The organism is Pseudomonas sp. zfem002 (genome assembly GCF_032621685.1).
Classification (GTDB): domain Bacteria; phylum Pseudomonadota; class Gammaproteobacteria; order Pseudomonadales; family Pseudomonadaceae; genus Aquipseudomonas; species Aquipseudomonas japonica.
Genome location: NZ_JAVYJH010000024.1, coordinates 97937 through 114577, shown reverse-complemented (window position 1 = coordinate 114577; position 16641 = coordinate 97937). Strand labels below are relative to the sequence as shown.

Sequence of the window (16641 nt, the reverse complement as noted above, 5' to 3'; positions counted from 1 at the left end):
TCAGGGCAGATGTATTCGAGCTCAAAGGGTGGAGCCTCAATCCTTGAGGCCCAGTTGTTTGATGATTGCCTTCCTAGTCCCTTCGGCCATCTCCTTGGCCCCGTGGTTGGGAAGGGTTGTCTGTTTGCCGTTGAAGTAGAGTTTGAAGTGACTTCCCTTTGCCGTCTTCGAAACCTCTACTCCTCTTGCCAACAGCCACCGCTTGAACTCGTTACATTTCATCTGCCCTCCGCTGTGTGGTTGATGAGTTCAGTATACACCATAAATGGTGTATGACAACACATTTATGATGTATTTATAGATTCAGGGATTTCATATGGCCGAACCAGCAAGCACGACTGCCGGCGTCCTGCTGGTGAAGTACGGCGTGATCATTGGTGGCTTCGCAGGAGCGATCCTCTCGCTGACCTTCCTGCGCGGCCTCACCCGGGGCCAGGCAGTCGCCGCCTTCTTCACCGGCTTCGCTTCGGCAGTCTTCTGCACCCCGCTTGCCATCAGCTACTTCAGCCTTGGCACCAGCGGAGAAACTCAATACGGCGTGGCCTTTCTGATAGGCCTTCTGGCAATGAACATCATCCCGGTGCTGAAGTCGCTCGTGGGTCAGTTCGGAGCCAAGGGAGCTACCTGATGAGCTCGACCCTGATTTCAGTTCTGATCGGCGCGAATGCGTTCCTGAGCGTGCTGGTGGTGATTGCTGCGTGCGACTACCTGCGCCGCATTCGACCCATGGACCATCCATTGCTGGCTGTCGCGTTCTACCTGGTGGCCATCGGCGCGTTCGGCTCGTTCGTCCTGGCAATGAACGGCCATGTGCCCACCCTGTATGGCGTGATCCTCAAGCTGGGGATCGTCCTGTATGCGGTCGCCAGGCGTGGTCATGTTTTCCAGCCGGGGTAGCGCGCCACAAATTAACAATGCGCCGCTTCGTGGCGCGACCACCACTCAGCCTGTGCGCAGGCCGGAGATATGCCATGAAGACCGAATACCAAGTTCGCCCAGTTACCCGCTACATCGTCACGCGCTACGAGCAGGCGACCACCAAGGACGAATTGCTCAATGGGCCAAGCCAATCAAGCGTGGTCGGCGAATTCGCCAGTGGCCAGCAGGCCGACCTGGTTGCGTGTGCGATGGTCGCATGTGATCGTGCTGATGGAATCGAGTCCAGCCGCACCCGCCACGGGCTGAGCCTGGGCGAGGTTATTTCTGGTCAGCGCATGGAGCCTGGTGAATGACGACCATCGCCTACAAGGATGGCGTGATCGCCTACGACTCGCAGATCACTCGAGGTGACGTAATCACCTATGACGACTACGAGAAGTGTATCGATCAGGCCGGCGTGAAGTTCTTCTGCTGCGGCACTGTTTCCGACTACCAGCGCCTGGTTGATGTGTACTTCGGCGCCAAGCCGGATGGCAACATCGACGCAACGGCGATTGTCCTTGATGGCGAGAGCCTGATGATGGTCGCTGTCGATGACTCCACCGGACTGTGGAAGTCACCGGTCTTGCGCGACAGGCCGTATGCCATCGGCAGCGGCACGCCATACGCGCGTTCGCTGCGATGGATATGGGCGCATCCGCTGAGAAGGCCGTCGAGATGGCGGCCAGGCGCGATACCAGCACCGGCGGCAAGGTTCGGACCATGAGGATTGACCAGCATGGCAAGGCCAGTTCCTCCAGCTGATCTCCTTGAGCTGACTGAGCTGTCGATGCTCGGTACCAGGCTCCAGCCGGCGCCCGAGGTTGGCGAGTGGGTTCAGGCCGCGATCCTCAGTGACGCGGGTGAGCTGCACAACCCTGATCATGCCCACCTGATCGACGCTCCGCTGCGCTTCCTGTGGGCATCTGCCTGCTTTGAGAAGCAAGGTCGGACGGTGGTTGGCCAGGCTGAGACGGTGATGTTCCGTGCCGGTGGGTGGCAGAAGGCCAGGCAAGAGCAGCAGATGATCGACTGGTTCGGCGAGGTGCCAGGCTTCGTCATCACCTTGGCTGCCGATTACTGCTCACAGTGCTCCGACACCGAGTTCTGCGCGCTCATCGAACACGAGCTTTACCACATAGCCCAGAAGCTCGATCAGTACGGCGCGCCCAAGTTCACCCAGGACGGCCTGCCCAGCCTGACGCTCCGGGGACACGATGTGGAGGAGTTCGTCGGTGTGGTCCGCCGCTACGGTGCTGGGCACGACATACAGCAGCTGATCGACGCTGCAAGCCGGCCGCCTGAAGTGGCCAAGATCAACATATCGAGGGCCTGCGGAACCTGTCTGCTCAAGTCTGCCTGACCCCTGACAGACCCAAGACGGATGGAAACCTATGGCGGCCCTGAGCAACGAGGTGAAAGCCTTCATCGTTCAGGCCCTGGCCTGCTTCGATACCCCCTCGCAAGTAGCGGCAGCTGTCCGAGAAGAATTCGGCATCGAGGTAACCCGGCAGAAGTGTGAGGCGCACGATCCTACCAAGCGCGCCGGGCGAGACCTGGCCAAACGCTGGGTGACCCTGTTCGAAGACACCCGAAAGCGCTTCCGTGAGGAGACGGCTGACATCCCGATCGCCAACCGTGCATTTAGATTGCGTGCACTGGGCCGCATGGCCGAGAAAGCCGAGACCATGAAGAACATGGCCTTGAGTGCTCAGCTCCTGGAGCAGGCCGCCAAGGAGTGCGGCGACATGTACGTCAACCGCAAGATCGAACCCGACAAACCCCTGGGCTCCCAGGCGGACCAGCAGCACGCCGTTGCTGAGTACACGCTGGAGCCAGATGAGAATGTCCCGACTACCCCGTACCTATGAGGCTCCGGTCAAGCTGACGCCGAAGCAGGCGAACATCTACATCTGGGGCTTTCAACCCGAAGCGCGCTTCCGCGATGCAGTATGCGGCCGGCGATTCGGCAAGACCTTTCTCGGTAAGGCGGAGATGCGCCGCGCGGCCCGGCTGGCTGCTGAATGGGGCGTGAGTATCGAGGACGAGATCTGGTATGGCGCGCCGACATTCAAGCAGGCCAAGCGGGTCTTCTGGCGGCGGCTGAAGCAGGCAATCCCAGAAGCCTGGCGCGCTGCACGGCCGAACGAGACAGAGTGCTCGATCACCCTCAAGTCCGGCCACATCATGCGAGTGGTCGGCCTGGACAACTACGACAACCTGCGGGGCTCCGGCCTGTTCTTTGTCCTGGTGGACGAATGGGCAGACTGCCCGTGGGCGGCCTGGGAAGAAGTTCTCCGGCCGATGCTTTCGACCTGCCAATACACGATTCCCCAGACCGGGGAGTCGCGGAAAGGCGGACATGCGCTGCGGATCGGCACCCCGAAGGGTTTCAACCACTGCTACGACACATACCGCGACGGGCAGCCAGGCGGCGAGCCTGACCATAAGAGTTGGCAGTACACCTCTCTACTATGGGATCGGCTTGGGCTTGTCTCGATACTGGATACGATCAACCGGCTTAGTCGCATGACCTGAACCGCCGTGTACGGAACCGTACGCACGGTGGTGTGAGAGGACGGCGGGTGTGAATCCGCCTCCTACTCGATTCGCAAGAAAATCCTCGCACAAAAAACGCCGCTTCGATGAGCGGCGTTTTTCTTATCAGTGACGGCTGTCCCGATCGGACATGCTCAGCAGCTGCTTTTCCTGATTCCAGTCGAACGGTTCGTCGTTCTGCTCGGCTTCGTAGCGACGCTCTTCCAGGGCCTGGTACAGGTCCAGCTCCTCGTCCGGCATGAAGTGCAGGCAGTCGCCGCCGAAGAACCACAGCAGGTCGCGTGGTACCAGGTGGGCGATCTGTGGATAACGCTGGATGACCTGGCACATCAGGTCCTGGCCCAGGTACTGGCTTTCCAGTGGATCCTTCGGCAGTTGTTCCAGCAGTTCGTCGAAGCGCTCGAGAAACAGGGCGTGGCTTTCTTCCGGTACCTGTTCGGCTTCGCCCAGGGCCGCGAGGATGCTGCGCAGGTGGTTGAGCAGGACGAGATGGTAGTCCAGATGTGCATTGGCCATGCGGCAAACCTCTAAAGCAGAAACGGGCGCGGGAGTATACGGTCCCCCGCGCCCGATGTCCCGGTCGAATGTGCTCAGCGCACCTTGCCGGCGCTTGGCAGCAGTTCCTCCTTGGTGAAGGCATCGACATCGATGACTTTTCGCCGCGCGGCTTCGGCGTCGCGCAACTGTTGCGCCTGGACGGTATCCAGGATGCCGGCGCGCAGCGCCGCGTCGATCAGCGGTTCGCCGGCCTCGGCCGTGAATTCGCCGTTCTTCAGGGCGTGGCGCAATTTCCTGTGCAGTTCGCCGCTGTCGCCCAGATGCTGGCTGGCGTGCTGCAGGGCGCCCACCGGATCGTCCGGGTCGGTCGGCCGATAGCAGCCTTCGAGCAAGGCTTCCAGGGCTGGATCGCCGGCGCCGCGGCCGATCAGCGCGGCGATTTCCGCATCCAGTTCATCGCTCGGACCGGTATGCCGACGGCCGAAGGGGAACACGATCACCCGCAAGGCACAGCCAAGCAGACGGTTGGGGAAGTTGTCGAGCAGGCGATCCAGCGCCTGTTCCGCCTGCCCGAGGCTTTCCTCCATGGCCCAGCGCAGCAAGGGTTGCAGGTGCGAAGGCGAGTTGAGGTCGTGATAGCGCTTGAGCGCCGCCGAACTCAGGTAGAGGTAGCTGAGGACATCGCCCAGGCGCGCCGACAGGCGTTCGCGACGCTTGAGCTCGCCCCCCAGCAGCATCATGCACAGGTCGGCGAGCAGGGCGAAGGCCGCGGCCTGGCGGTTCAGCGCGCGGAAATAGCCCTGGCTCAGCGGATCGCCCGGTACTTTCTCGAAGTGTCCCAGACCCAGGCCCAGTACCAGGGTGCTGGCGGCGTTGTCGACGGCGAAACCGATGTGCTGCAGCAACAGGCTGTCGAATTCCCGCAAGGCCTGGTCATGGTCCTCGCGCCCGGCCAGGGCCATTTCCTTGAGCACGAACGGATGGCAACGGATCGCACCCTGGCCGAAGATCATCAGGTTGCGCGAGAGAATGTTGGCGCCCTCCACCGTGATGAAGATCGGCGCGCCCTGCCAGTTGCGTCCCAGGTAGTTGTTCGGGCCCATGATGATGCCCTTGCCGCCGTGGATATCCATGGCGTGCTGGATGCATTCGCGACCGCGTTCGGTGAGGTGGTACTTGAGGATCGCGGACAGTACCGAGGGCTTTTCGCCGAGGTCCACCGCTTTGGCGGTCAGCAGTCGAGCACTGTCCATCAGCCAGGCATTGCCGCCGATGCGCGCGAGGGACTCCTGGATGCCTTCGAATGCCGCCAGCGGCACATTGAACTGCTCGCGGATCTGCGCGTACTGACCGCTGACCAGGCTGGTGAACTTGGCCGCGCCGGTGCCCACTGCCGGCAGGGAAATCGAGCGCCCCACCGACAGGCAGTTCATCAGCATCATCCAGCCCTTGCCGAGCATGGCCTGACCGCCGATGAGGAAGTCCAGCGGGACGAACACGTCCTTGCCCGAGTTGGGGCCGTTCATGAAGGCCGCACCCAGCGGCAGATGGCGCCGGCCGATCTCGACGCCGGGGATGTCCGTCGGGATCAGCGCCAGGCTGATACCCAGGTCCTCTTCATCGCCCAGCAGGTGCTCGGGATCGTAGGCCTTGAAGGCCAGGCCGAGGAGGGTAGCGACCGGTCCGAGGGTGATGTAGCGCTTTTCCCAGGTCAGGCGCAGGCCGATGACCTCCTCGCCGTTCCATTGTCCCCGGCAGACGATACCGGTGTCAGGCATGGCCCCGGCGTCGGAGCCGGCCAGCGGGCCGGTGAGGGCGAAGCAGGGGATTTCCTCGCCACGGGCCAGGCGCGGCAGGTAATGCTTGCGCTGCTCGTCGGTGCCGTAGTGCAGCAGCAGTTCGGCGGGACCGAGGGAGTTGGGCACCATCACCGTGGACGCCAGGTCACCGCTGCGGGTCGCCAGTTTCATCGCCACCTGGGAATGGGCATAGGCGGAGAAGCCCTTGCCGCCATATTCCCTGGGGATGATCAGGGCGAAGAAGCCGTGCTCCTTGATGTGTTGCCAGGCTTGCGGGGGCAGGTCCATGTCCTGGCCGATCTGCCAGTCGCTGACCATGGCGCAGAGTGCTTCGGTGGGGCCGTCGATGAACGCCTGTTCTTCCGCGGTCAGTTCGGGTTTCGCGTAGCCCAGCAGGGTGTTCCAGTCCGGGCGCCCGCTGAACAGCTCGCCGTCCCACCATACGGTGCCGGCGTCGATGGCTTCGCGTTCGGTGCTCGACATCGGCGGCAGGGTGCGCTGGAACCAGCCGAACAGCGGTGCGCTGAGCAGCCTGCGGCGCAGGTCGGGGAGCAGCAGGGGCAGGGCGATGGCGGCGATCGCCAGCAACAGCAGGACGGTCAGCCAGACCGGTGCCGACGAAAACGTGCCCATCGCGATGACGTACACGGCGACCAGCGCCAGGGCCGGCAAGGCCGGTATCCGTCGATGCGCCAGCCAGGCCGAACCCAGCACGAGCACCACTAACCACAACAGCAACATAGTCTTTCCTCCTGGAAGCCTTTCAGGTGTCGGTTCGTCCATCAGAGCGTAGACGGCTCTGCCGAACGGCCTCGTCTGAACAGTGACCGGCGCTGGCCGATGGAGTTCGCCGGCGATTGCCTGGGCGTTGTGCTGGAGTAGACTGGGCCTCCCTTGCAGATGACAGGACGTGAACATGCTCAAGATCTGGGGCCGGAAAAATTCCAGCAACGTGCGCAAAGTGCTGTGGTGCGCCGAGGAGCTAGGGCTGGATTACCAGGCGGTGGATGCCGGCGGCGCCTTCGGTGTGGTCAACGAGCCGCACTATCGGGCGCTCAATCCCAACGGCCTGGTACCGATGATCGAGGACGATGGCCTGGTGCTCTGGGAGTCCAATGCCATCGTGCGTTACCTGGGGGCCAGGTATGCAGCGGGTACGTCGTGGTACCCCGAGGACCCGGTGGCGCGGGCCAGGTCGGACAAATGGATGGACTGGACCACCTCGTCTCTCGCCACGCCGTTCCGTCCGCTGTTCTGGGGCATTCTGCGCACCCCGGCGGACCAGCAGGACTGGGTGGCGATCAACGCCGCGCACAAGACCTGCGCGCAATTGCTGTCGATCGCCGACGAGGCATTGGCCTCGCAGCCGTTCCTGTCCGGACAGGAGCCGGGTATGGGCGACGTTCCCCTGGGCTGCTTCGCCTACGCCTGGTTCGAGATGCCCATCGAGCGCCCGGAGATGCGTCACCTGCGTGCCTGGTACGAGCGTCTGCGCGAGCGTCCGGCCTATCAGGCGGCGGTGATGACTGCGCTGACCTGATCGTTTCGCTCAATGCGATAGTTATTATCGATAGACTTGACTGTACTTGTGTGGCCGGGGCTTGCACCATGGCCACATCCATCATGATCGGAATGCCCGGTCACAGCCTGATTCACGAACAATTCGAACGGTGCACAGACCCGCTATGAGTTCAGCCCTGTCCATTCGGCAGCTAACCAAGACCTACGGCAACGGCTTCCAGGCCCTCAAGGGCATCGACCTGGATGTCGCCGAAGGTGACTTCTTCGCCTTGCTCGGCCCCAACGGCGCCGGCAAATCCACGACCATCGGCATCCTTTCTACCCTGGTGAACAAGACCAGCGGCAGCGTCAGCGTCTTCGGTCATGACCTCGACCGCCAGCCCGCCGCGCTCAAGCGCAGCATCGGCGTGGTGCCGCAGGAGTTCAACTTCAACCAGTTCGAGAAGACCTTCGACATCGTCGTCACGCAGGCGGGCTACTACGGCATTCCGGCCAGGGTCGCCAACGAGCGCGCCGAGCAGTACCTGACCCAGCTGGGCTTGTGGGACAAGCGCGATGTACCCTCGCGCTCCCTGTCCGGTGGCATGAAGCGTCGCCTGATGATCGCCCGCGCGCTTATCCACCAGCCACGCCTGCTGATTCTCGACGAGCCCACCGCAGGCGTGGATATCGAACTGCGCCGCTCGATGTGGAGTTTCCTCACCGAGCTGAACCAGCAGGGCATCACCATCATCCTGACCACCCATTACCTCGAGGAGGCTGAGCAGCTGTGCCGCAATATCGGCATCATCGACCATGGCACCATCGTCGAGAACACCAGCATGCGTCAGTTGCTGGGCAAGCTGCATGTCGAGACCTTCGTCCTCGATCTCCGGCATGACCTGGCCCAGGCGCCGCAACTGGCCGGTTATCCGTGCCGGTTGATCAATCCGCATACCCTGGAGGTCCAGGTGGACAAGGAAGTGGGCATCACCGCACTGTTCGGCCAACTGGCCCTGCAGAACATCGAAGTGACGAGCCTGCGCAACAAGACCAATCGTCTCGAGGAGCTGTTCGTGTCCCTGGTTGAAAAGAATCTGTCCAAGGTGGCGGTATGAGTTCGGAGCTGCGCGCCAACCTGGTCGCCCTCAATACCATCGTCTACCGCGAAGTGCGCCGCTTCACCCGGATCTGGCCGCAGACCCTGCTGCCGCCAGCGATCACCATGGTCCTGTACTTCGTCATCTTCGGTAACCTGATCGGCCGGCAGATCGGCGACATGGGCGGCTTCACCTACATGGAGTACATCGTCCCGGGCCTGATCATGATGGCGGTGATCACCAACTCCTACGGCAACGTGGTCTCCAGCTTCTTCGGCAGCAAGTTCCAGCGTTCCATCGAGGAACTGATGGTCTCGCCGGTGTCGCCGCACACCATCCTCATCGGCTACACCCTCGGCGGCGTGCTGCGCGGGCTGGCGGTGGGAGTGATCGTGACCCTGCTGTCGCTGTTCTTCACCCACCTGCAGGTGCATCACCTGGGCGTGACGATCCTCGTGGTCCTGTTGACCGCGACCATCTTCTCGCTGCTGGGCTTCATCAATGCGGTGTTCGCGCGCAACTTCGACGATATCTCGATCATCCCGACCTTCGTCCTGACGCCGCTGACCTACCTGGGTGGGGTGTTCTACTCGATCAACCTGCTGCCGCCGTTCTGGCAGACCGTGTCCATGGCCAACCCGGTGCTGCACATGGTCAACTCGTTCCGCTACGGCATTCTCGGCGTGTCCGACATCCGTATCGGCGTCGCCATCACCTTCATGCTGATCGCCACCGCCGTGCTGTATTTCGGCTGTGTGCGCCTACTGGTCAGCGGGCGCGGAATGCGCAGCTGATTTCGCCTTGCGCCGGCGCCACTGCCTGCCCACCCACCAGCGCCAATAGAGCATGGTCAGGCAGTAGGCGAGGGCGCCAAGCAGCAGTCCACAGACCACCGAGCCGAGCAGGAAGGGTTGCCACAGGGTCGACAGCTGCTCGGTGATCCAGTCGAAGGTGATTTCTTCCGGCAGGGTACGCGGCGGAATCCCCATCAGCCAGGCGCCCATCTGATAGGTGCAATAGAACACCGGCGGCATGGTAATGGGATTGGTCAGCCAGACCAGGCTGACCGCGATCGGCATGTTGCCGCGGACCACCACCGCCAGGCTGGCGGCCAGCAGCATCTGCAGCGGAATCGGAATGAACGCCGCGAACAGCCCCACTGCCATGGCCCGTGCCACCGAGTGCCGATTCAGGTGCCAGAGGTTGGCGTCATGCAGCAGCCGACCGAGAAATCGTAAGGACTTGTGTTCCCGGATGACCGTCGGATCGGGCATGTAGCGTTTGAAAAGTCGACGCGGCATGTGGGGTCTCGGCGTGCAGAAGGTGGCAAGTATGCACGTATTACAACGGGTGCCTATTCAGACTTTGTGACAATTAATAAGTGAGCCCGGCCTCGTGATGGACTAAGCCTGCGAGGTCGTTTCGTTTTACCCGGGGCTCAGATGACGCATACAGGGATGTTGGCGCTCGTTCTCGGACTCTTGTGTCCGGTATTTCTGCCGCAGTTGCCATCCGTCGGCATGCTGCTGTTGTTCGCTGCGCTGGGGCTGGTTTGCCTGTGGCGGCGGTTTTTCCCACTGGCATTCTTCGTCGCGGGCCTGTGCTGGGCCGCTCTGTCGGCGCAGAGCGCGCTGGACGATCGTCTCGATCCCGCCCTCGACGGCCGCACCCTGTGGCTCGAGGGGCGGGTGATCGGGTTGCCGGAGCAGGACGAGCGGAGGGTTCGTTTCGAACTGGATCAGGCGCAGTCGCGCCGCGCCGAACTGCCACAGCGCCTGCGCCTGACCTGGCTGGACGCTCCGCCGATCGAGGCGGGCGAACGCTGGCGACTGGCGGTCAAGCTGAAGCGTCCCTCGGGCTTGCTCAATCCGCACGGCGCGGATTCCGAAGCGGCGATGCTGGCACGGCGCACGGGGGCGGCGGGTTCGGTGAAGGACGGCGAGCGCCTGGCCGGCGCCAGCGGTGCCTGGCGCGACGCCATCCGCCAGCGCCTGCTCGCGGTGGACGCCAATGGCCGGGAGGGCGCCCTCGCGGCGCTGGTGCTCGGCGACGGTGGCGGGTTGGCGCGAGAGGATTGGGAGGTGCTGCAGGCGACCGGCACCGTTCATCTGCTGGTGATTTCCGGCCAGCATATCGGCCTGCTGGCCGGGCTGGTCTATGGCCTGGTGGTCGTCCTGTTCCGCCTTGGCTGGTGGCCGCAACGCCTGCCCTGGCTGCCCTGGGCCTGCGGCCTGGCCTTCGCCGCGGCCCTCGGCTATGGCCTGCTGGCCGGTTTCCAGGTGCCGGTGCAGCGAGCCTGCATCATGCTCGCGGTGGTGCTGCTCTGGCGTCTGCGCTTTCGTCACCTGGGCATCGCCTGGCCGCTTCTGATCGCGCTGGGCGGCGTGCTGCTGTTCGAGCCACTGGCCAGCCTGCTGCCGGGTTTCTGGCTGTCCTTCGCCGCGGTGGCGGTGCTGGTCCTGGTGTTCAGCGGCCGCCTGGGCGCCTGGTCGATGTGGCGGGCCTGGGGCAGGGCGCAATGCTGCATGGCCATCGGCCTGTTGCCGGCGCTGCTGGTGCTGGGGCTGCCGGTCAGTCTCAGCGCACCGCTGGCGAATCTGGTCGCGGTGCCCTGGTTGAGCATTCTGGTATTGCCGCTGGCGCTGCTGGGTACCCTGCTCCTGCCGCTGCCGTTTCTCGGGGAGGCGTTGCTGTGGCTGGCTGGTGGTTTGCTCGGCCTGCTCTTCGATCTGCTGGGGTGGATGGCGATCTGGCGTCCTGCCTGGACGCCCGCGGCGCTGCCGCTGTGGAGTTGGTTGCTGGTCTGTCTGGGGGCCTTGCTTCTGTTGTTGCCCGCGGGTCTGCCCATGCGGGTGCTGGGCTGGCCCTTGCTGCTGCTGGCCGGCTTCACGCCGCGCGAGGCGATTCCGCCGGGGCAGGTGGATATCTGGCAGTTGGATGTAGGACAGGGCCTGGCCTTCGTCTTGCGCACCCGCGAGCATACGTTGCTCTACGACGCCGGTCCGGCCCGCGAGGAACTGGACCTGGGCGAGCGGGTGGTGCTGCCGAGCCTGCGCAAGCTGGGTATCGATGCGCTGGACCTGATGCTGATCAGCCACGCCCATGCCGACCATGCCGGTGGTGCCCTGGCGGTTCAGCGCGGCCTGCCCGTGCGTCGGGTGATCGCCGGCGAGCCAGGCGAAGCATTGCCGGCGCAGCCCTGTAGCAGCGGTGAAAGCTGGGAGTGGGACGGCGTGCGCTTCTCGCTTTGGCAGTGGCAGGACGCCGATGACAGCAACCAGCATTCCTGTGTGCTGAAGGTCGAGGCTTCAGGTGAAACCCTGCTGCTCGCCGGCGATATCGACCGCTTGGCCGAGGAGGCCTGGCTGCAGGGGCCGCAAGCCGGTCCGGTGGATTGGCTGCAGGCGCCGCACCACGGCAGTCGCACCTCTTCCAGCGCGCGTTTCCTGGAAACCCTCAAGCCGCGCGGTGCCTTCATTTCCCGTGGTCGCCACAATGCGTTCGGCCATCCGTCGCCGATCGTCATGGCCCGTTACGCGGCACGGCAAATCGCCACCTATGACAGCGCGCTGCTCGGCGCCGTGCATCTGCGCCTCGGCAGCTTCGGCGAACCGCGCGGATTGCGCGAACGACGGCGATTCTGGCGCGAACCGACATGACAGCCTTCGGCAGCCACGGCCCCTATGGTAGAGTGCAGAACTTTTTCCGAGGGGATCCTTACTGTGTGGGAATTGGTCAAGTCCGGTGGTTGGATGATGCTGCCGATCATTCTGAGTTCCATCGCTGCCATGGCTATCGTCGCTGAGCGCCTGTGGACCCTGCGTGCCAGCCGCGTGACACCGCCGCACCTGCTGGGCCAGGTCTGGCGCTGGATCAAGGACAAGCAACTCAACACCGAGAAACTCAAGGCGCTGCGCGCCGATTCGCCGCTGGGCGAGATTCTTGCCGCCGGCCTGGCCAATTCCCGCCATGGCCGCGAGATCATGAAGGAATGCATCGAGGAAGCCGCCGCCCGGGTCATCCACGAACTCGAACGCTACATCAACGCGCTCGGCACCATCGCCGCCATGGCGCCGCTGCTGGGGCTGCTCGGCACCGTGCTGGGCATGATCGACATCTTCAGCTCGTTCATGGGCTCGGGCATGACCGCCAACGCCGCGGTGCTCGCCGGCGGTATCTCCAAGGCGCTGATCACCACCGCCGCGGGCCTGATGGTCGGTATTCCGGCGGTGTTCTTCCACCGTTTCCTGCAACGCCGCATCGACGAACTGGTTGTCGGCATGGAGCAGGAGGCGATCAAGTTGGTCGAAGTGCTGCAGGGTGACCGTGACGTCGATCTGTCCGAGGGCAAGGCGTGAAATTCCGGCGCAAGCAACGCGAGAACGTTGACATCAATCTGGCGTCGTTGATCGATGTGGTCTTCATCCTGTTGCTGTTCTTCGTGGTCACCACCACCTTCACCCGCGAAACCCAATTGCGCGTCGAGTTGCCGGAGGCCGCCAGTGCCACGCCGCCGGAGGACTCCGAGCAGAAGCTGGTGGAAATCACCATCAGCGCCGAAGGCGTCTATTCGGTGAACAACCACCTGCTGCCCAAGAGCGACCTGGCGACCCTGACCGAGGCGTTGCAAAAGGAATCCGCGGGTGACAACAAGCTGCCGCTGGCGATCAGCGCTGATGGCAAGACGCCGCACCAGGCCGTGGTGACCGCGATGGACGCGGCCGGCAAGCTCGGCTTCAGCCACCTGCGCATGACCACGGTCGAGGCCGCACCGGGGACGCCCTGATGGCTTTCGCCGATCGTCTGCTGGAGGCGTGGTACAAGGGCCATCCGCTGCTCGCGCTGCTTTCGCCGCTGGAGGCCCTGTACCGCAAGGTGGTGCTCGGCAAGCGCGAGCGTTTCCTGGCCGGGGAGGGCAGCATCTACCGCGCCCCGGTGCCGGTGCTGGTGGTGGGCAACATCACGGTCGGCGGTACTGGCAAGACGCCGCTGATCCTCTATCTCATCGAACATTGTCGGCAGCGCGGCCTGCGCGTCGGCGTGGTCAGTCGTGGCTACGGGGCGAAACCGCCGCAACTGCCATGGCGGGTACGCGCCGACCAGCCGGCCGAACACGCCGGGGACGAGCCCCTGTTGATCGTGCAGCGCAGCGGCGTCGCGCTGATGATCGATCCGGACCGCTCGCAGGCGGTACGCGCCCTGCTCGAGGCCGAGCCGCTGGACCTGATCCTCTGCGACGACGGCCTGCAGCACTACCGCCTCGCCCGCGATCTGGAGCTGGTGCTGATCGACGCCGCCCGTGGCCTCGGCAATCGTCGCTGCCTGCCGGCGGGGCCGCTGCGTGAGCCGGTGGAGCGCCTGCGCGAGGTCGATGCCGTGCTGTACAACGGCGCGCTCGCCGATCGGGATGACGGTTTCGCCTTCACCCTGCAGCCCACCGCGCTGGTCAATCTGCAGAGCGGCGAGCGCCGCGCGCTGGATCACTTTCCCGCCGGCCAGGCCCTGCACGCCGTGGCCGGTATCGGCAACCCGAAGCGTTTCTTCGATACCCTGCGCGGACTAGACTGGAAGCCGCTGGAGCATCCTTTCGCCGATCATGCCGCGTTCAGCGCCGAAGCCCTGAATTTCAGTCCGCCGCTGCCCGTGGTGATGACCGAGAAGGATGCTGTGAAATGCCGCGCTTTCGCCGCAGCGCACTGGTGGTATCTTGCCGTCGATGCGCAGCCGTCGCCGGCCTTCACGAGCTGGCTCGACGAGCAACTGGCACGCTTGCTGCCGCACTCCCGGCAGCCCTGATTCTTTTCTGTTTCCGGCCACAGGCCTGAGGAATACCCCATGGACACCAAACTGCTCGATATCCTCGCTTGCCCGATCACCAAGGGCCCGCTCAAGCTCAGCGCCGACAAGACCGAGCTGATCAGCAAGGGCGCAGGTCTCGCCTACCCGATCCGCGACGGCATCCCGGTGATGCTGGAAAGTGAAGCACGCACCCTGACCGACGACGAGCGCCTGGACAAATGAGCCTGGCCTTCACCGTCGTGATTCCGGCCCGCCTGCGCTCCACGCGCCTGCCGGGCAAACCGCTGCTGCCGATCGCCGGCAAGCCGATGATCCAGCATGTCTGGGAACAGGCCCGCAAGAGCAGCGCCAGCCGCGTGGTGATCGCCACCGACGATGCGAGCATCGTCGAGGCGTGCAAGGCCTTTGGCGCGGAAGTCCTGCTGACCCGTGACGACCATGAGTCCGGCACCGACCGTCTGGCCGAAGTCGCCGCTGCCCTGCAGCTGCCCGCCGATGCCATCGTGGTCAACGTGCAGGGCGACGAGCCGCTGATTCCGCCCGCGATCATCGACCAGGTGGCCGCCAACCTGGCGGCCCACCCGGAAGCCGGCATTGCCACCCTCGGCGAGCCGATCGACGAGGTCGAGGCGCTGTTCAACCCCAACGTGGTCAAGGTGGTCGCCGACTGCAATGGCCTGGCCCTGACGTTCAGTCGCGCGCCGTTGCCCTGGGCCCGGGATGCGCTGGCGCAGAGTCGCGAGCGCCTGCCGGAAGGTGTGCCCTATCGCCGCCACATCGGCATGTACGCCTACCGCGCCGGCTTCCTCCAGGACTTCGTCGGCTGGGGGCCGTGCTGGCTGGAGCGTACCGAGGCGCTGGAGCAACTTCGCGCGCTCTGGCACGGCGTGCGCATTCATGTCGCCGACGCTCTGCAGGCGCCGCCGGTGGGTGTCGATACGCCAGAAGACCTGGAGCGCGTCCGGCGCTTGCTGGAGGCCTGATGCGCGTCCTGTTCGTGTGCCTGGGCAATATCTGTCGTTCACCGACCGCCGAAGGCGTGTTGCGCCATCAATTGATCGAGGCCGGCCTGGCCGATGTCATCCAGGTGGCGTCGGCCGGAACCGGCGACTGGCATGTCGGCAACCCGCCGGACAGCCGCACCCGACGTGCCGCGCAACTGCGTGGTTATGATCTGTCGGCGCAGCGCGCGCAGCAGGTCAGCCGCGAGGATTTCAGTCACTACGACCTGATCCTGGCGATGGACAAGAGCAACCTGGCCCATCTGCAGGCCATGCGTCCGGGTCATGCCAGCGCCGAGCTGGACCTGTTCCTGCGCCGCTACGAAGGCGCGCTGGACGAGGTACCGGACCCTTACTACGGCGGCGAGCAGGGCTTCGAGCATGTCCTCGACCTGATCGAGGCGGCCTGCCGCGGCCTGGTCATCGAACTGAAGGGACGGCTATGAGCGCCAGGGTCGAATCGAATATTTCCCTCAAGCCTTACAACAGCTTCGGCATCGAGGCGATGGCACGGCATTTCTCCCAGGCCCGCAGCGACGACGAGATTCGCCAGTTGCTGGCCTACGCCGCGACCGAGGATCTGCCGGTGCTGGTGATCGGTGGTGGCAGCAACCTGCTGTTGACCCAGGATGTCACGGCGCTGGTGATCCGCATGAGCAGCAGCGGCATCCGCCTGTTGTCCGATGATGGCCAGCGCGTCGTGGTCGAGGCGGAAGCGGGCGAGGCCTGGCATCCGTTCGTGCAATGGACCCTGGGACAGGGCCTGGTCGGTCTGGAAAACCTCAGCCTGATTCCCGGTACCGTGGGCGCGGCGCCGATGCAGAACATCGGCGCCTATGGCGTGGAGATCAAGGATGTCTTCGCCGGCCTTACCGCGCTGGACCGGCAGACCGGCGACCTGCGCGATTTCAGCCTCGACGAGTGTGGTTTCGCCTATCGCGACAGTCACTTCAAGCGCAATCCCGGACGCTGGATCATCCTGCGCGTGCGCTTTGCCCTCAGCCGCGTGGCGCCGCTGCATCTGGACTACGGTCCGGTGCGTCAGCGCCTGGCGGAGCGAGGAATCGAGCAGCCGACGGCGACGGATGTCGGTGAGGCGATCTGCAGCATTCGCCGGGAAAAACTCCCTGACCCGGCCGAGCTGGGCAATGCCGGCAGCTTCTTCAAGAATCCGGTGGTCAGCGCCACGCTGGCCGATCGCATTCGCGGGCAGCATCCCGGGCTGGTGGCTTATCCACAGGCCAATGGCGAGATGAAGCTGGCCGCGGGCTGGCTGATCGAGCAGGCGGGTTGGAAGGGCTACCGCGACGGCGATGCCGGCGTGCATCGGCTACAGGCGCTGGTGCTGGTGAATTACGGCCAGGCGACTGGCGAGCAGTTGCACGTGCTGGCGCAGAAGATCCAGGACGATATCCTTGCGCGCTTTGGCGTTGAGCTGGAGATGGAGCCAAATCTCTACTGAGAGGC

Annotated in this window: 21 protein-coding genes and 1 pseudogene; 18 read left to right on the top strand and 4 right to left on the bottom strand. The window is 64.2% G+C overall.

Features of this window, described 5'->3' with window-relative positions; genetic code table 11:
* Positions 1–36: 36 nt before the first annotated feature.
* A complete protein-coding gene (locus tag RTI28_RS24260) occupies positions 37–222 on the bottom strand; it encodes a type II toxin-antitoxin system HicA family toxin (protein WP_241105720.1) in 186 nt (61 codons plus the stop codon).
* Between the two features lie 94 nt (positions 223–316).
* On the opposite strand from RTI28_RS24260, the gene RTI28_RS24255 reads away from it, so the two are divergent.
* The 7 genes and pseudogenes from RTI28_RS24255 to RTI28_RS24225 all read left to right on the top strand — a co-directional run bounded on the left by RTI28_RS24255 (position 317) and on the right by RTI28_RS24225 (position 3456).
* On the top strand, positions 317–628 hold the full coding sequence (locus RTI28_RS24255) for a hypothetical protein (protein ID WP_016711287.1): 312 nt from the start codon (positions 317–319) through the stop codon (positions 626–628).
* Positions 628–897: a hypothetical protein gene (locus RTI28_RS24250; RefSeq protein ID WP_012053005.1), complete on the top strand. Its 270-nt coding sequence runs from the start codon at positions 628–630 to the stop codon at positions 895–897. Before RTI28_RS24255 ends, RTI28_RS24250 begins: the two co-directional genes overlap by 1 nt.
* 74 nt (positions 898–971) lie before the next feature.
* The gene (locus RTI28_RS24245) at positions 972–1232 is read left to right on the top strand and encodes a hypothetical protein (RefSeq protein ID WP_316922816.1); all 261 of its coding nucleotides are present in this window, start codon (positions 972–974) and stop codon (positions 1230–1232) included.
* Positions 1229–1683, top strand: a pseudogene (locus RTI28_RS24240) (proteasome subunit beta). Before RTI28_RS24245 ends, RTI28_RS24240 begins: the two are co-directional and overlap by 4 nt.
* Positions 1658–2281 carry a putative metallopeptidase gene (locus RTI28_RS24235; RefSeq protein ID WP_316922815.1) on the top strand — a complete coding sequence of 208 codons (624 nt, stop codon included), beginning with the start codon at positions 1658–1660 and terminating at the stop codon, positions 2279–2281. The pseudogene RTI28_RS24240 and the gene RTI28_RS24235 overlap by 26 nt, the downstream one beginning before the upstream one ends.
* 31 nt (positions 2282–2312) lie before the next feature.
* The gene (locus tag RTI28_RS24230) at positions 2313–2789 is read left to right on the top strand and encodes a DUF2280 domain-containing protein (RefSeq protein ID WP_316922814.1); all 477 of its coding nucleotides are present in this window, start codon (positions 2313–2315) and stop codon (positions 2787–2789) included.
* Positions 2764–3456 carry a hypothetical protein gene (locus RTI28_RS24225; protein ID WP_316922813.1) on the top strand — a complete coding sequence of 231 codons (693 nt, stop codon included), beginning with the start codon at positions 2764–2766 and terminating at the stop codon, positions 3454–3456. Before RTI28_RS24230 ends, RTI28_RS24225 begins: the two co-directional genes overlap by 26 nt.
* A 126-nt stretch (positions 3457–3582) precedes the next feature.
* Here the strand turns inward: RTI28_RS24225 and RTI28_RS24220 are convergent, their stop codons facing one another.
* Positions 3583–3993, bottom strand: coding sequence for a PA2817 family protein (locus RTI28_RS24220; protein ID WP_042122331.1), 411 nt, complete (start codon positions 3991–3993; stop codon positions 3583–3585).
* A gap of 74 nt (positions 3994–4067) precedes the next feature.
* On the bottom strand, positions 4068–6515 hold the full coding sequence (locus tag RTI28_RS24215; RefSeq protein WP_316922812.1) for an acyl-CoA dehydrogenase: 2448 nt from the start codon (positions 6513–6515) through the stop codon (positions 4068–4070).
* A gap of 175 nt (positions 6516–6690) precedes the next feature.
* Between RTI28_RS24215 and RTI28_RS24210 the strand changes: the two genes are divergently transcribed.
* The 3 genes from RTI28_RS24210 (at position 6691) to RTI28_RS24200 (ending at position 9168) form a co-directional block, all read left to right on the top strand.
* A complete protein-coding gene (locus tag RTI28_RS24210; RefSeq protein WP_316922811.1) occupies positions 6691–7314 on the top strand; it encodes a glutathione S-transferase in 624 nt (207 codons plus the stop codon).
* Between the two features lie 145 nt (positions 7315–7459).
* A complete protein-coding gene (locus tag RTI28_RS24205) occupies positions 7460–8392 on the top strand; it encodes an ABC transporter ATP-binding protein (protein ID WP_316922810.1) in 933 nt (310 codons plus the stop codon).
* Positions 8389–9168, top strand: a complete 780-nt coding sequence (locus RTI28_RS24200) for an ABC transporter permease (protein WP_316922809.1) — start codon at positions 8389–8391, stop codon at positions 9166–9168. Before RTI28_RS24205 ends, RTI28_RS24200 begins: the two co-directional genes overlap by 4 nt.
* Here the strand turns inward: RTI28_RS24200 and RTI28_RS24195 are convergent.
* Positions 9136–9675 carry a DUF2062 domain-containing protein gene (locus RTI28_RS24195; protein ID WP_316922808.1) on the bottom strand — a complete coding sequence of 180 codons (540 nt, stop codon included), beginning with the start codon at positions 9673–9675 and terminating at the stop codon, positions 9136–9138. The genes RTI28_RS24200 and RTI28_RS24195 overlap by 33 nt on opposite strands.
* A gap of 156 nt (positions 9676–9831) precedes the next feature.
* Between RTI28_RS24195 and RTI28_RS24190 the strand changes: the two genes are divergently transcribed.
* From RTI28_RS24190 to murB, 8 genes are all read left to right on the top strand, one after another.
* Complete coding sequence (locus RTI28_RS24190) at positions 9832–12033, top strand: DNA internalization-related competence protein ComEC/Rec2 (protein ID WP_316922807.1); 2202 nt, start codon at positions 9832–9834, stop codon at positions 12031–12033.
* Between the two features lie 63 nt (positions 12034–12096).
* The gene (locus RTI28_RS24185) at positions 12097–12732 is read left to right on the top strand and encodes a MotA/TolQ/ExbB proton channel family protein (protein ID WP_316922806.1); all 636 of its coding nucleotides are present in this window, start codon (positions 12097–12099) and stop codon (positions 12730–12732) included.
* Entirely contained in the window at positions 12729–13160 is a 432-nt protein-coding gene (locus tag RTI28_RS24180) for an ExbD/TolR family protein (RefSeq protein WP_042122314.1), read from the top strand. The genes RTI28_RS24185 and RTI28_RS24180 overlap by 4 nt, the downstream gene beginning before the upstream one ends.
* The gene (gene lpxK, locus RTI28_RS24175) at positions 13160–14170 is read left to right on the top strand and encodes a tetraacyldisaccharide 4'-kinase (RefSeq protein WP_316922805.1); all 1011 of its coding nucleotides are present in this window, start codon (positions 13160–13162) and stop codon (positions 14168–14170) included. The genes RTI28_RS24180 and lpxK overlap by 1 nt, the downstream gene beginning before the upstream one ends.
* A gap of 39 nt (positions 14171–14209) precedes the next feature.
* Positions 14210–14395, top strand: coding sequence for a Trm112 family protein (locus RTI28_RS24170; protein WP_003247142.1), 186 nt, complete (start codon positions 14210–14212; stop codon positions 14393–14395).
* On the top strand, positions 14392–15156 hold the full coding sequence (kdsB, locus tag RTI28_RS24165) for a 3-deoxy-manno-octulosonate cytidylyltransferase (RefSeq protein ID WP_316922804.1): 765 nt from the start codon (positions 14392–14394) through the stop codon (positions 15154–15156). The genes RTI28_RS24170 and kdsB overlap by 4 nt, the downstream gene beginning before the upstream one ends.
* Positions 15156–15620, top strand: a complete 465-nt coding sequence (locus RTI28_RS24160; protein ID WP_316922803.1) for a low molecular weight protein-tyrosine-phosphatase — start codon at positions 15156–15158, stop codon at positions 15618–15620. The genes kdsB and RTI28_RS24160 overlap by 1 nt, the downstream gene beginning before the upstream one ends.
* Positions 15617–16636 (top strand): UDP-N-acetylmuramate dehydrogenase, encoded by a 1020-nt coding sequence (gene murB, locus RTI28_RS24155; protein ID WP_316922802.1) that lies wholly within the window; start codon positions 15617–15619, stop codon positions 16634–16636. Before RTI28_RS24160 ends, murB begins: the two co-directional genes overlap by 4 nt.
* Positions 16637–16641: the final 5 nt, after the last annotated feature.

Bases quoted from the DNA above. Each gene is read 5' to 3' on its own strand.
- RTI28_RS24230 (WP_316922814.1), top strand. From the start codon at position 2,313: ATGGCGGCCCTGAGCAACGAGGTGAAAGCCTTCATCGTTCAGGCCCTG.
- RTI28_RS24245 (WP_316922816.1), top strand. From the start codon at position 972: ATGAAGACCGAATACCAAGTTCGCCCAGTTACCCGCTACATCGTCACG.
- RTI28_RS24215 (WP_316922812.1), bottom strand. From the start codon at position 6,515: ATGTTGCTGTTGTGGTTAGTGGTGCTCGTGCTGGGTTCGGCCTGGCTG.
- RTI28_RS24220 (WP_042122331.1), bottom strand. From the start codon at position 3,993: ATGGCCAATGCACATCTGGACTACCATCTCGTCCTGCTCAACCACCTG.
- RTI28_RS24255 (WP_016711287.1), top strand. From the start codon at position 317: ATGGCCGAACCAGCAAGCACGACTGCCGGCGTCCTGCTGGTGAAGTAC.
- RTI28_RS24205 (WP_316922810.1), top strand. From the start codon at position 7,460: ATGAGTTCAGCCCTGTCCATTCGGCAGCTAACCAAGACCTACGGCAAC.
- RTI28_RS24200 (WP_316922809.1), top strand. From the start codon at position 8,389: ATGAGTTCGGAGCTGCGCGCCAACCTGGTCGCCCTCAATACCATCGTC.
- RTI28_RS24260 (WP_241105720.1), bottom strand. From the start codon at position 222: ATGAAATGTAACGAGTTCAAGCGGTGGCTGTTGGCAAGAGGAGTAGAG.
- murB (WP_316922802.1), top strand. From the start codon at position 15,617: ATGAGCGCCAGGGTCGAATCGAATATTTCCCTCAAGCCTTACAACAGC.
- RTI28_RS24195 (WP_316922808.1), bottom strand. From the start codon at position 9,675: ATGCCGCGTCGACTTTTCAAACGCTACATGCCCGATCCGACGGTCATC.
- RTI28_RS24210 (WP_316922811.1), top strand. From the start codon at position 6,691: ATGCTCAAGATCTGGGGCCGGAAAAATTCCAGCAACGTGCGCAAAGTG.
- lpxK (WP_316922805.1), top strand. From the start codon at position 13,160: ATGGCTTTCGCCGATCGTCTGCTGGAGGCGTGGTACAAGGGCCATCCG.
- RTI28_RS24235 (WP_316922815.1), top strand. From the start codon at position 1,658: ATGGCAAGGCCAGTTCCTCCAGCTGATCTCCTTGAGCTGACTGAGCTG.
- RTI28_RS24160 (WP_316922803.1), top strand. From the start codon at position 15,156: ATGCGCGTCCTGTTCGTGTGCCTGGGCAATATCTGTCGTTCACCGACC.
- kdsB (WP_316922804.1), top strand. From the start codon at position 14,392: ATGAGCCTGGCCTTCACCGTCGTGATTCCGGCCCGCCTGCGCTCCACG.
- RTI28_RS24170 (WP_003247142.1), top strand. From the start codon at position 14,210: ATGGACACCAAACTGCTCGATATCCTCGCTTGCCCGATCACCAAGGGC.
- RTI28_RS24250 (WP_012053005.1), top strand. From the start codon at position 628: ATGAGCTCGACCCTGATTTCAGTTCTGATCGGCGCGAATGCGTTCCTG.
- RTI28_RS24190 (WP_316922807.1), top strand. From the start codon at position 9,832: ATGTTGGCGCTCGTTCTCGGACTCTTGTGTCCGGTATTTCTGCCGCAG.
- RTI28_RS24225 (WP_316922813.1), top strand. From the start codon at position 2,764: ATGTCCCGACTACCCCGTACCTATGAGGCTCCGGTCAAGCTGACGCCG.